Below are 11,718 nucleotides of genomic sequence, written 5' to 3'. Positions count from 1 at the left end.
AGCGCCTCGGTTATCGAACTCCAGACGACCTTTTCGAAGACTTTCTTGACTCTATTTATGCTGCTTAATTTAAACTACTGTTCTACTTTACCAAAGTGTTCAACTTGCACTTGCAATTTGCGTTATAAAAACAAATCAATAGTTCCTTAATTATAGTAAGACAGTTTTAACAATATTTCGAACACAATCGTCTGAAAGGTCAAAAATAAAAACCGAACAGTCACATAAATGACTGAACGGTTTTTGTTTGTTTATTAAACCTATTTTTTTAGATATCCAAGTTGCGCACGCGATGGGCGTAATCTTCGATAAACTTACGGCGCGGCTCTACCTTGTCGCCCATAAGTACCGTGAAAATCTCATCGGCTTCCATGGCATCCTCCATGGATACCTGCAGCAGCGTGCGGCGTTCCGGATTCATCGTCGTTTCCCAAAGCTGCTCCGGATTCATTTCGCCAAGACCTTTATAACGCTGTACCGCCACATTGCTGTCGCGACCAATACGTGTCAAATGCTGATCCAGCTCATCATCGCTATACAGGTACGTATGATCCTTGCCTTTTTTGACCAAATACAGCGGCGGCTGCGCAATAAATACATGCCCTTCCGCTACCAACGGCTGCATATAGCGATAGAAGAAAGTCAAAAGCAGCGTGCGAATATGCGCGCCGTCTACGTCAGCATCGGTCATAATAATAATTTTACCGTACCGGCGTTTGGAAAGATCAAATTCTTCGCCAATACCGCTGCCAAAAGCGGTAATCATGGAGCGAATTTCTTCGTTATTCAGGATTTTATCCAGACGCGCTTTTTCCACATTGATGATTTTACCGCGAAGCGGCAAAATCGCTTGGAAACGACGGTCACGCCCTTGTTTGGCGCTGCCGCCAGCACTGTCTCCTTCGACCAGATAAATTTCAGTCTGCTCCGAATCCCGGCTGGAACAATCCGCCAGTTTACCAGGAAGACTGCTGATTTCCAAGGCGCTCTTGCGGCGCGTCAGTTCTCTGGCTTTTCTAGCTGCCATACGCGCCCGGGAAGCCATCACGGCTTTTTCAATAATTTTTTTGGTAATCGCCGGATTTTCCTGTAAGAATTCGCCCAGTTTTTCGGAAACCACGCTATCGACAATGCCACGAACTTCACTGTTGCCAAGCTTTGTCTTGGTTTGTCCTTCAAATTGCGGTTCTTGAATTTTAATACTGATAACCGCCGTCAATCCTTCACGGATATCTTCGCCACTGAGATTTTCGTCAGCTTCCTTTAGCTGATTCAATTTCCGGGCGTAGTCATTAATAGAACGCGTCAAAGCCTGCTTGAAGCCGCTCAGATGAGTACCGCCTTCTTGGGTATTGATATTATTGACAAAAGTAATGACATTTTCTACATAACTGTCATTGTATTGCATAGCAATTTCCACCAAGGTGGTTTCTTTGCCGCCATTAATGGCTATCGGCTCCGCATGCAGTACATCCTTGGATTTATTGAGATATTGCACAAAGGAGCAAATACCGCCTTCATAGTGAAATTCTTCTTCCTTGCCTTCTGCGCGCTCATCTTTGAGAGTCACGCGAATGCCGCGGTTCAAAAACGCCAGTTCCCTTAAACGATGCTTTAAGGTATCGTAACTGTAAACCAGTTCTTCGAAAATTTCCTCATCCGGCCAAAAAGTAACTTTCGTACCGGTTTCTTCGGTTTCACCGATCATGGATAATTTTTCTACGGTAATGCCGCGTTCAAAAGCGATACTGTATTTTTTCCCGCCGCGTTTCACTTCTACTTCCAGTCGTTTAGACAAGGCGTTAACAACAGAAACACCTACGCCATGAAGACCGCCGGATACTTTATAGCCCTCGCCGCCAAATTTACCGCCCGCATGGAGAACCGTAAGCACGACTTCTACCGCAGGCATGCCGGATTCATGCATGTCTACAGGGATGCCGCGGCCGTTATCCTGCACGCAAATGCTGTTGTCAGGCCGCATTTCCACGGTAATATTATCGCAATAACCGGCCAAAGCTTCGTCAATACTATTGTCCACCACTTCATACACTAAATGGTGCAGCCCACGGACGGACGTACTGCCGATATACATACCAGGACGCTTACGTACCGCTTCGAGACCTTCTAAAATTTGAATTTGCTCGGCGCCATAACTACCGTTAACCACGGTTTCTTCACTCATGTTTATCCTTGTCCCCCAGTACTGTTTTCATCATGAATATCCTCATAGATAAAAAGCGCTCGTTTCTTCAAAGTAACAGAAGAAATAGCCGAAAAATACAACTGATTATTAGTAACAACCACACTTTTAGGATGTCCCTCGGAAATATCAATAATCTTTTGATTTTCCCGTGCATGATTGATAAATTTACGATTAATAACAAACTTATTTGTTTTATAATCCGTAATGGCGATGACGGAATCCAGCGGAATGACTACATCAGACCCTAGATGAAGAAACATATTTTTTCCTCCTGAATTTTTCTACGGTACTCATTTTCAACTCTTCCGTCAGCGCTTCCGGCTGCAACCCTGTTGTCAGCATGACCAGCGTGGACAAACGCAAATCGTCCAGCCGCTGCTCCTGTAAATCCCGGAGCAACCCAGCCAAAATATCCGCCTTTACTGAAGTGTATTCGTAAGAAGTACACTCTATATATTGGCGCAGCTGTCCATATAAAAGCCACGGAGCGCCTGTAAGCAATTCTCTAATGTTCTGTCGTTTATCACGTCTGGCTTCAAAAGCGCAAATAGAGCACTCTTTTTCCCCCGGAGGCCGCAGCCTGCCGCAAGAAGCACAAGCTTGCCAGCCATGTTCTTCTTTCCAGCGCCGAGATAAACGAATTTTCTTTAACAGCTTTAGGCTGGCGCCGCGCACGTCTTCATCATTGGCCGCAGCTGCTAATCTTCCTATTTGGCCCGCCTCTTCTTCATTCCAGCGAGCTTGATACCAGTAGCGTCTTGGAGGGGCTTCCTCCATCTCAACTGTATTGTTATTCGTCTCCGAACGCAAAATTCCTGCTTTGAAACGCAGATCACTAATTAGCTTTTCACCAGTATATTGATGAATTTTTTGTAAAATATCCGTTTTTAACAACGTCAAATGGTGCGTCCAAACCGAACTGTCCACCATAACCATAAGCACGCCAAACTCCACTTTTTGCGGCTGACTGTGATCCGCAATATCATCACCCACCAATTGACGCCAATGACCAATCAAAGAATGCATGGCAAAGGGTTTGGCGATATTCATTTTACGAATAGCCTGCGCCAAAACCAAGCTTAAAGGCTGCATGCGCCTCTCCTTTCCACACATCCCAACTGCACACGATAACATTCATCTTGAAGCCGGCTGGGAAAATAAGCGGCTTCCGTACCCGTAATAAAGGTCTGAATGCGTTCGCGGATAAAAGAAAGCAAATGCTCCCGACGCCCGGCGTCGAGTTCGCTCATCACGTCATCTAAAAGCAACACCGGATATTCGCCTGTCTCCGCTTTAATAAATTCTAATTCCGCTAATTTAAGAGCCAAAACGCCTGTACGCTGCTGTCCCTGCGAACCATAGGCCTTTAAATCCGTATCGTTCACCAAAAACTCCAAATCATCGCGATGGGGACCTACGCCAGTAGAACCGCGAAAGATATCCTGGCGGCGGCTGGCTTCCAATTGCTCCATATACCAAGACGCATCAGGACATTCCAAGCCTTTAGCGGCTCCCTGCAGTTGATAGCGCACCGCCAGCTCTTCTTTGCCGTCAGTAATGCGGCGCTGCATCAAATTAGCCAGCATAGAAAGCTTTTTCACCGCCTCTTGACGCCTAAAAACGAGCCAAGCCGCCAAAGGAGCCAATTGAGCGTCCCAAGCCGCCAGCATGGCTTCATCAGCGGTTCTCTCGCGGCAAGAACGCAGCAGTTGGTTGCGCTGCAGCAAGGCCCTATGATATTGCAGAAAATTCTTATAATATAAGGGATTTGACTGCGAAAGCTCGCTGTCTAAAAAACGTCTGCGCAGCTGCGGCGCTCCCTTCACAAGGAGCAAATCCTCCGGCGCAAAAAGTACAGCGTTAAAAAGCCCCACCACATCTCGTGCTTTGGCTGGTTGGCCATTAATCTGCACCTTTTTGCCGCTTTTTTTCGTTTCCGGGCGTGACAGAATAAAATCCAAGCGATGCGAAACCTCTTTGCGGGAAAAGAGCAAGGAAATACTTCCTTGGGGCTGCTGCCACCGAATCATTTCCGCATCAGTAGAAGTCCGATGGGATTTAGCGAAAGCGCAAAAATACAAGGCTTCCAAGATGTTGGTTTTTCCCTGTCCGTTATCTCCCAAAAAAAGGTTAACTTGTTCCCCTACCGGCAATTCCAAGGTTTCATAGTTTCGCACATGTCGCAGCGATAAACTTTGAATCTGCACAGGTTAGGCCTCCGCCGCCACAACTTGCCATCTGCCGTTCTCGGGAATTTCCACTTTATCCCCGGGATACAGCTTTTTACGACGTTCTGTAGCTGCAACGCCGTTAACGAAGATTACACCCTCTTCAATCAGCCAGCGGACCTGGCCGCCTGTATCTACAGCGCCAACCAATTTTAACAGCTGATCCAGCTGTATGTAAGGCGTTGAAATTTCAACAGATTCCATTAGCGCCACCTCAATCCATTCTTCTACTCTTAGTTTTATTCTACTTCGTAGTTCGTAACCCTCAGTCGTACCCTCCGGTTACTCCCTCTATTGCTCTACTCTTTTTTTGTTTTTACTATTTTAGAGCTTCTTATATCCTCATAGGAGTTACCACATAGGTATACTGGCTTTCTCCTACCGGCCTAATAGCCGCAGGACTTAAAGACGTATTCAAGGCAATGGTGCACTGCTCGGAATCGATATTTTTGAGAATATCTAATAAGAAGCGCGCATTAAAAGCAATTTCCAGCTCATTTCCTTCCAATTGGCAAGAAACGCTTTCCGAAGCGGTACCAATGTCCGGATTGCTGTAAACAATAGAAAGATGATCTTCTTTAAAGAACATGCGCACCGTATTGTATTTTCCTTCTCGAACCAGCAGGAAAATACGCTCCATAGCCAGCAGCCATTGCTGCGTATCAATCGTAGCCTGTGTTTGTACTTGCGTCAACAATACTTTGCGATAATCAGGAAATTGTCCTTGAATTAAGCGAGTAACTAAGTAGACCGAACCAAAAACAAAAGCAACCTGTCCATCTAATACATGTACTTGAATTTGCGTATTAGCCGGCACAATACGGCAGATTTCATTTAAAAGCTTAGCCGGCACAATCATCTTAGCTGTCGTTGTCGCCGGTTCTACGCCATTTTGAGCTAAAGCCATGCGATGTGTGTCGGTAGCTATCATCTGAATGACGCCTTCGTTAATTTCGATCAAGCAGCCTGTAAAAATAGGCCGAGCTTCATCGCTGGAACAAGAAAAGTAAGTTTTTTTGACAAGATCTTTTAATACATGATCCCAAATAGAAAAAGAAATACGTCCTTCTTGGGGTTTTAAAACTGGAAAATCTTGGGGAGGTATCGTTAAAAGCTGGTAGTCGTAACTGCCGGACGCTTCCTCTGTGCTGACTAGCTTTAACGTGTTTGAGGAAATTTCCTTTGATAAAGTAACCGTCTGCGAAGGCAAGCGACGAATCAGATCATAAAAATAACGGCCCGAAACTACCATCTCGCCTGGTTCAGCTACTTCTGCTTCCATCGTGTAAATCATGCTTGTCTGATGGTCGCTGGCTTGCAATTGCAGGCAACCGTCTTCTGCATTCAAATAGATACCGCTTAAGACGGGGATTTGCGCTTTAGAGGGAACGGCAATTTGTACGGTTTGTAAAGCTTGATTCAATGTGTCTTGTTGACAGGTTATTCTCATTTAGAAGCAGCCTCCTTCAGGGCAGGTTTTGCTTATTAATACGTGCTTATATATATAGAAAATATAGTCGTAATAGTAGTAGGGGGTGTGGGCTGTGTGGATAAGTGGATAGAGCTGTGGAAAACATTGAATTTGCACCTGTGTGTAAGTTGTGGATGTTCTAGAGTATAGTTATCCACAAAATCAACAGGAAAACGAGGTGTAAAAGATATGCACAACTTACGCACAGGACATTCTCTCGGTTACTCACAAGCTTATACACAAACTACACATTTTCGATGCGTTTGACCAATTCTTTGAGGGTTTGGGTGAGCTTGGCGTCTTCATTTCGCTCGCGTCCGATCTTGTCATAGGCGTGGATGACGGTAGTATGATCGCGGCCGCCAAACATTTCGCCGATGCGAGGTAGCGACGTATCCGTAAGCTCCCGGGCCAGATACATGGCGATTTGCCGCGGATACGTAACATTGCGTGTCCGTTTTTTGGCCAGCAAATCGTCTACTTTTAGTTTGAAATACACCGCCACAATGTCTTGAATTAGTTCTACGGTGATTTGCCTCGGCTGGTTAGCAGGAAAAATGTCTTTCAGCGTTTCCGTCGCGAGGGCAATGGTAACTGGTTGTTTGACAAGGGAGGCGTAAGCCATAACGCGGATGAGAGAGCCTTCCAGTTCACGGATGTTGCTGTCGATGCGGCTGGCGATAAAGACGATAACGTCGTTAGGAACATCCAAGTTTTCAATAATTGCTTTCTTACGTAAAATAGCGATACGAGTTTCTAAATCTGGCGCTTGAATGTCGGCGATCATGCCCCATTCGAAACGGGAACGCAGGCGATCTTCGAGGGTTTGAATTTCCCTGGGCGGCCGGTCGCTGGAAATGATAATTTGCTTATTCGCTTCATGCAGCGTATTGAAGGTGTGGAAAAATTCTTCCTGGGTGTGTTCCTTTTTAGAAAGAAACTGAATGTCATCTACGAGGAGCACGTCGATATTGCGATATTTTTGGCGAAAATCTTCCGGGTTGCCGTCGCGGATGGAATTAATAAGTTCATTAGTGAATTTTTCGCTGGAAATATAGAGAACTTTTAAATGAGGATGACTTTTTAGAATGCGGTGGCCAATGGCATGCATGAGATGGGTTTTGCCTAAGCCGACGCCGCCGTAAATAAAAAAAGGATTGTATACTTTCGCCGGGGCTTCGGAAACCGCTAAAGAGGCGGCATGGGCCAGACGGTTCGAGTTGCCGATGACAAAGGTTTCAAAGATATATTTTGGATTCAGGAAAGCAACCGGGTCGTTGACCGTAGCGGAAGCGGAAGCAGAAGACACATATTGGGTGTTGTCGGTTTCTATCAATGGCGCTGCCGGCAGGGGCGAGATGTTTTGTAGCAGCGGAGCGGCTGTGACAGGGGGCGCGATAATGGGAGCCGGCGCCGTTTCTTCAGTGCTGGTTTCAACAAGGCTTACTTTTATGTGCATCGGGCGCTTTAAAATACGTTCCGCCGCTTGTTGCAGGACGGGCATATATTTGGATTCCAGCCAATCTTTACGAATTTGATTGGGAGTGCCAATCACGAGTTCCTGCTCGTCTAGGTGCAGCAATGTATTTGGTTGAATCCATGTAGCAAACATGGGGTTTTTTATGGATTGTTGAATTTCTGCCAATAGCTGTTCCCAGATAGCAGTAAGTTGTGATTGTTCCATAATAAGAATCGTCCTTTCTTGATCGGCCTCTTTTATCAACAAAAACCATACACATAAAAATAAGTTATCCACAAACTATCAACAGATGTGTATAAAAAATGGAAGATTAAGGGTTTTTGGCGAAAAAAAAACAACAGCAACAGATTTTGAAAAGTAAAAAGGCCTAATTATTTTCGGTATAATGCGGCCTTTGATGATTGTTGCTGTTTTTGTGGATAAAGTTGTTGATAAGTGGCGTGAGTTGTGGATAACTGTGGATATCTGCTGTGGATTTATCCTTTTAAAAGGTGTTGGTTAAACTTCTTGTGTGTCTATCTTAGCAAAATAAGGGGAAGTTATCAACAGATTTTTGCGTTATCCGCAGGGTAAAAAGCAAGTTATCAACAGGATATATGGAATTAGCAAGGGATTTTTCTTGACACCTTCTTGCGTCTTGCATATAATTTGAATAGTTACGGGTACAACGGCTTTATGCCTGTAGCGAGGAGGTGCAACAGAATGAAGCGTACGTATCAACCTAATAATCTGTGGAAGAAAAGAACCCACGGATTTCGTGAGCGCATGAAAACAAAAGGTGGCCGTCTGGTTTTAAAGAAAAGACGCGCAAGAGGCCGCAAAAAACTGTCCGCATAATAGGCCGCCAAGCGTGGCCTATTTTTTCCATTCGGACTTCGGCTTGAGGAAAGCATGCATTGTTTTAAAAAATGTGAGAAGCTACGCAAAAATCAAGAGTTTCAAGCGGTATATAAAGAAGGACGTTCTTTAGCTAACCGCATGCTGGTACTTTATGTACTTCCTATAGAAGGTACGGAACGAAAAGTAGGTATTTCTGTCAGCAAGCGTTTGGGTTGCGCTGTGGTGCGCAACCGTTGTAAAAGGCTTTTGCGGGAAGCGTTTCGTTTAAACCGTAATTTTCTTAAAACAGGAGTGCAGCTTGTTTTTATTTGCAGAAAACCTATGGTGGGCAGCCATTATGAGGCTGTAGCTGAATCTTTTAGGCATATTTGTCGAAAGAGCAAGGTGTGGCAAACAGGGGGAGAGGAATCGTGAAGCGTTTGCTCATGGGAGCCATCGTTTTTTACCGAAATTTTCTTTCCCCGCTAAAGCCGCCAACTTGCCGCTTTATGCCGACTTGCTCTGAATATGCTTATCTTGCAATTGAAAAATACGGTGTTGTCCGCGGTACTTGGCTGGCTGTTAAGCGTTTGGCCAAATGCCATCCCTTTCATCCGGGAGGATATGACCCTGTACAATAGATAGAAACGGACGTAAGTTTTTTTGTAGGTTTAAAAAAAGACAGGATGGTGAGATTTTGTTCGAATTATTCGATTCGGCGATTTTGGTATTACAAGACATTTTGAATGTTTTTTATCAACTAACAGCAACTTTGGGTTTTCCCAGTTACGGTTTGGCTATTATTTTAATGACTCTGGTGATTAAAATGATTATGTACCCGTTGACTGTGAAGCAGGTAAAATCCATGAAAGGCATGCAAATCTTGCAGCCTAAAATGAAGGAACTGCAGACCAAATATAAAGACAAACCGGAAAAATTGCAGCAGGAAATGATCAAGCTTTATAAGGAAACCGGTGTAAATCCTATGGCCGGTTGCTTGCCTCTTGTTTTGCAGATGCCTATTTTTATCATTATTTTTTACGGATTGCGCGACTTTACCTTTAATGGTGCGACAGCCTTTTTGTGGTTGACCGATTTGGCGCAGCCAGATCCTTTGTATATTCTTCCCGTGTTGTCGGCTTTGACGACTTTCTACCAGCAAAAACAAACCTCGACAGAGATGAACCAGCAGGCGAAGATGATGCTGATGTTCATGCCTCTGTTTATCGGCTATATTAGTACGACCTTCTCCAGTGGCCTGGTGTTGTACTGGGTGACGATGAATACGGTGCAGATCGTACAGCAATGGTGGATGAGCCGCGATGCGGCGTAAGCTCGGATAAGGGGGCAGGAACAATATGCTGAAATCTGTGGAAAAAACGGCTAAAACTATGGAAGAAGCGCTTGCTAGCGCTTTGGAGGAGTTAGGTGTCAGTGAAGACCGAGTAACGGTGGAAATACTGGAAGAGCCTAGTAAAGGGCTGTTTGGTTTTATTGGCGGTAAGCCGGCTCGGATTTTGGTCAATGTGCGTCCGTTGGATGCATTGACTGTAGGTAAACAGTTTTTAAGCGACTTGTTTCAATCCATGCATATTGCAGTAGAATTGGAAGTGGCTGTTCCAGAAGAAGAAGGCCCTGTGGCCGTCAATCTGCGCGGTGAAGATTTGGGTATTTTGATTGGCAAACATGGTCAGACGCTGGACGCGCTGCAGTACTTGACGAATTTGGCGGCTAATCGCGACGCGGAAGAAAAAATAAAATTCGTCATTGATGTGGAAGAATACCGGCGGCGGCGGGCGGAAACGCTGACACGTTTGGCGCAGCGCTTAGCCAGCAAAGTGAAGCGTATGGGCGAACCGGTTGTCTTGGAGCCTATGACGCCGCATGAGCGTAAAATCATTCACATGGCGCTGCAGGATGATCGCCGGATTTCTACGTATAGCGAAGGCGAAGAGCCTAACCGTAAAGTAGTAATTGCTCTGAAACGCTAGCAAATCGTAAAATAGCGTAATGAAATGGTGTGCAATGCCCCGCAAACTGGTGTACTTTCGCTTGTACGCTATGTTGTGGGGCGTTTTTATTAAGGAGGAAGGATTATGGCTGAAGATACGATCAGCGCCATTGTGACGGCTCCGGGAGAAGCCGGTGTGGGCATTGTGCGTGTTTCGGGGCCGTTGGCGCAAAACGTTGGGGAGGCTTTGTTTTGCAGCGCTTCAGGACGAAAGCTTGCCGAGTTGCCTTCCCACTATGCGTCGTATGGCAAAGTGGTAAATCCTGTAGACGGCGCAATGGTTGATGAAGTATTGCTGTTGGTGATGCGGGCGCCGCATTCGTATACTCGGGAAGATGTGGTGGAGATTCAATGCCATGGCAGTCATGTTTCCTTGCGCCGTATTTTGGCGTTAACCTTGTCTTGCGGCGCTCGTTTAGCCGAGCCCGGGGAATTTACGAAGCGAGCTTTTTTAAACGGCCGCTTGGATTTGACCCAGGCGGAAGCGGTGATGGACGTCATCCGTGCTAAAACAGAGGCGTCTTTGCGATTGGCGGTACGCCATTTGGAAGGCGGTTTGGCGGCTGCGATTCGGGCGGAGCGGGAGCGCCTGCTGGCCTTGATTGCTCATATTGAAGCGCTGTTGGATTATCCGGAAGAGGAGATCGAAGAAGTCAGCGCCCGGCAGGCGGCAGATGGCGCTGCTTTGTCTGCAGTTGCTTTGCAGCGCCTTTTAGATACGGCCGACCAGGGAAAAGTGTTGCGCGAGGGGCTGGCAACAGTCATTTTGGGCAAGCCTAATGTAGGCAAGTCCAGTCTTTTGAATGCGCTGGTGCGGACGCAGCGGGCGATTGTGACGGATGTGCCCGGAACGACGCGGGATGTGATTGAGGAATATGTGAATCTGCGCGGCGTGCCGCTACGTATCATTGATACCGCTGGTATTCGCGAAACCGAGGATATTGTAGAGAAACTGGGAGTAGAGCGCAGCCGGCAAATGCTGGAGGAAGCGGATTTAGTCTTGGTGCTGCTGGATACTTCACGTCCCTTAAGTACAGAGGACAAGGAAGTGCTAACGCTTCTGGGAGCGCAAAAGAGTCTTGTGTTATTGAATAAAAGCGATTTGCCTCCTCTCTGGGGAGAGGAAGAAATCCGGACGTTGGCGCCTGGGCAGCAAGTACTTCGCATTTCGCTTGCCGCCGCTTCCGGCTTAGAGGAGTTGGAGGAGGCTATTGTGCAGCAGGTGTATTGCGGCGCAGCTAGTCAAGGAGAAGGACTTTTAGCGGTCAATGTGCGCCAGGAGGCGCTCTTGCAGCAAGCGGTTCGTCATTTGCAGGAAGTAGGGGTGGCAGCAGCAGCAGGCATGCCGCTGGATTGCTTATCCATTGATTTACGCGCGGCTTGGACTTTGCTGGGGGAAATTACCGGCGATACCGTGGGCGAAGATATGATTACAGAGATTTTCAGTCGCTTTTGCATCGGCAAATAATTAGGATAAAAGCGCCGGACATGGCGTTTCTAGGG

Annotated in this window: 13 protein-coding genes; 6 read left to right on the top strand and 7 right to left on the bottom strand. The window is 46.3% G+C overall.

What is annotated here, in order from left to right:
• Positions 1–268 precede the first annotated feature (268 nt).
• The 7 genes from gyrB to dnaA all read right to left on the bottom strand — a co-directional run bounded on the left by gyrB (position 269) and on the right by dnaA (position 7,589).
• Positions 269–2,185, bottom strand: a complete 1,917-nt coding sequence (gene gyrB, locus PHF27_RS04565) for a DNA topoisomerase (ATP-hydrolyzing) subunit B (protein ID WP_300066648.1) — start codon at positions 2,183–2,185, stop codon at positions 269–271.
• Positions 2,186–2,187: 2 nt separating this feature from the next.
• Positions 2,188–2,466, bottom strand: a complete 279-nt coding sequence (gene remB / locus PHF27_RS04560; protein WP_027937787.1) for an extracellular matrix regulator RemB — start codon at positions 2,464–2,466, stop codon at positions 2,188–2,190.
• Positions 2,444–3,298, bottom strand: coding sequence for a DUF721 domain-containing protein (locus PHF27_RS04555; RefSeq protein ID WP_300066642.1), 855 nt, complete (start codon positions 3,296–3,298; stop codon positions 2,444–2,446). Before PHF27_RS04555 ends, remB begins: the two co-directional genes overlap by 23 nt.
• On the bottom strand, positions 3,286–4,413 hold the full coding sequence (recF, locus tag PHF27_RS04550) for a DNA replication/repair protein RecF (RefSeq protein WP_300066639.1): 1,128 nt from the start codon (positions 4,411–4,413) through the stop codon (positions 3,286–3,288). Before recF ends, PHF27_RS04555 begins: the two co-directional genes overlap by 13 nt.
• Before the next feature lie 3 nt (positions 4,414–4,416).
• The gene (locus PHF27_RS04545; protein ID WP_300066636.1) at positions 4,417–4,638 is read right to left on the bottom strand and encodes an RNA-binding S4 domain-containing protein; all 222 of its coding nucleotides are present in this window, start codon (positions 4,636–4,638) and stop codon (positions 4,417–4,419) included.
• Between the two features lie 130 nt (positions 4,639–4,768).
• Positions 4,769–5,884, bottom strand: a complete 1,116-nt coding sequence (gene dnaN / locus PHF27_RS04540) for a DNA polymerase III subunit beta (RefSeq protein WP_300066633.1) — start codon at positions 5,882–5,884, stop codon at positions 4,769–4,771.
• 265 nt (positions 5,885–6,149) lie between these two features.
• Positions 6,150–7,589: a chromosomal replication initiator protein DnaA gene (dnaA, locus tag PHF27_RS04535; RefSeq protein ID WP_300066631.1), complete on the bottom strand. Its 1,440-nt coding sequence runs from the start codon at positions 7,587–7,589 to the stop codon at positions 6,150–6,152.
• A 498-nt stretch (positions 7,590–8,087) separates the two neighbouring features.
• Between dnaA and rpmH the strand changes: the two genes are divergently transcribed.
• The 6 genes from rpmH (at position 8,088) to mnmE (ending at position 11,683) form a co-directional block, all read left to right on the top strand.
• On the top strand, positions 8,088–8,222 hold the full coding sequence (rpmH, locus tag PHF27_RS04530) for a 50S ribosomal protein L34 (protein WP_018702058.1): 135 nt from the start codon (positions 8,088–8,090) through the stop codon (positions 8,220–8,222).
• A gap of 54 nt (positions 8,223–8,276) precedes the next feature.
• Positions 8,277–8,639 carry a ribonuclease P protein component gene (gene rnpA / locus PHF27_RS04525; protein WP_300066626.1) on the top strand — a complete coding sequence of 121 codons (363 nt, stop codon included), beginning with the start codon at positions 8,277–8,279 and terminating at the stop codon, positions 8,637–8,639.
• A complete protein-coding gene (gene yidD, locus PHF27_RS04520) occupies positions 8,636–8,845 on the top strand; it encodes a membrane protein insertion efficiency factor YidD (protein ID WP_300066624.1) in 210 nt (69 codons plus the stop codon). Before rnpA ends, yidD begins: the two co-directional genes overlap by 4 nt.
• A 56-nt stretch (positions 8,846–8,901) precedes the next feature.
• Complete coding sequence (locus PHF27_RS04515) at positions 8,902–9,537, top strand: YidC/Oxa1 family membrane protein insertase (RefSeq protein WP_300066621.1); 636 nt, start codon at positions 8,902–8,904, stop codon at positions 9,535–9,537.
• A gap of 25 nt (positions 9,538–9,562) precedes the next feature.
• Positions 9,563–10,195 carry an RNA-binding cell elongation regulator Jag/EloR gene (gene jag / locus PHF27_RS04510; protein WP_300066619.1) on the top strand — a complete coding sequence of 211 codons (633 nt, stop codon included), beginning with the start codon at positions 9,563–9,565 and terminating at the stop codon, positions 10,193–10,195.
• A 105-nt stretch (positions 10,196–10,300) separates the two neighbouring features.
• A complete protein-coding gene (gene mnmE, locus PHF27_RS04505) occupies positions 10,301–11,683 on the top strand; it encodes a tRNA uridine-5-carboxymethylaminomethyl(34) synthesis GTPase MnmE (RefSeq protein ID WP_300066616.1) in 1,383 nt (460 codons plus the stop codon).
• Positions 11,684–11,718 lie beyond the last annotated feature (35 nt).

The sequence above is a fragment of the Anaeromusa sp. genome, from assembly GCF_028691475.1.
In the GTDB taxonomy this organism is placed as follows: Bacteria; Bacillota; Negativicutes; order Anaeromusales; family Anaeromusaceae; genus Anaeromusa.
This window is presented reverse-complemented; position numbering and strand designations above follow the sequence as displayed.

Excerpts from the sequence above, each read along its gene's own strand:
- gyrB (WP_300066648.1), bottom strand. The coding sequence starts at position 2,185 with ATGAGTGAAGAAACCGTGGTTAACGGTAGTTATGGCGCCGAGCAAATT.
- remB (WP_027937787.1), bottom strand. The coding sequence starts at position 2,466 with ATGTTTCTTCATCTAGGGTCTGATGTAGTCATTCCGCTGGATTCCGTC.
- PHF27_RS04555 (WP_300066642.1), bottom strand. The coding sequence starts at position 3,298 with ATGCAGCCTTTAAGCTTGGTTTTGGCGCAGGCTATTCGTAAAATGAAT.
- PHF27_RS04545 (WP_300066636.1), bottom strand. The coding sequence starts at position 4,638 with ATGGAATCTGTTGAAATTTCAACGCCTTACATACAGCTGGATCAGCTG.
- dnaN (WP_300066633.1), bottom strand. The coding sequence starts at position 5,884 with ATGAGAATAACCTGTCAACAAGACACATTGAATCAAGCTTTACAAACC.
- dnaA (WP_300066631.1), bottom strand. The coding sequence starts at position 7,589 with ATGGAACAATCACAACTTACTGCTATCTGGGAACAGCTATTGGCAGAA.
- rpmH (WP_018702058.1), top strand. The coding sequence starts at position 8,088 with ATGAAGCGTACGTATCAACCTAATAATCTGTGGAAGAAAAGAACCCAC.
- rnpA (WP_300066626.1), top strand. The coding sequence starts at position 8,277 with ATGCATTGTTTTAAAAAATGTGAGAAGCTACGCAAAAATCAAGAGTTT.
- jag (WP_300066619.1), top strand. The coding sequence starts at position 9,563 with ATGCTGAAATCTGTGGAAAAAACGGCTAAAACTATGGAAGAAGCGCTT.
- mnmE (WP_300066616.1), top strand. The coding sequence starts at position 10,301 with ATGGCTGAAGATACGATCAGCGCCATTGTGACGGCTCCGGGAGAAGCC.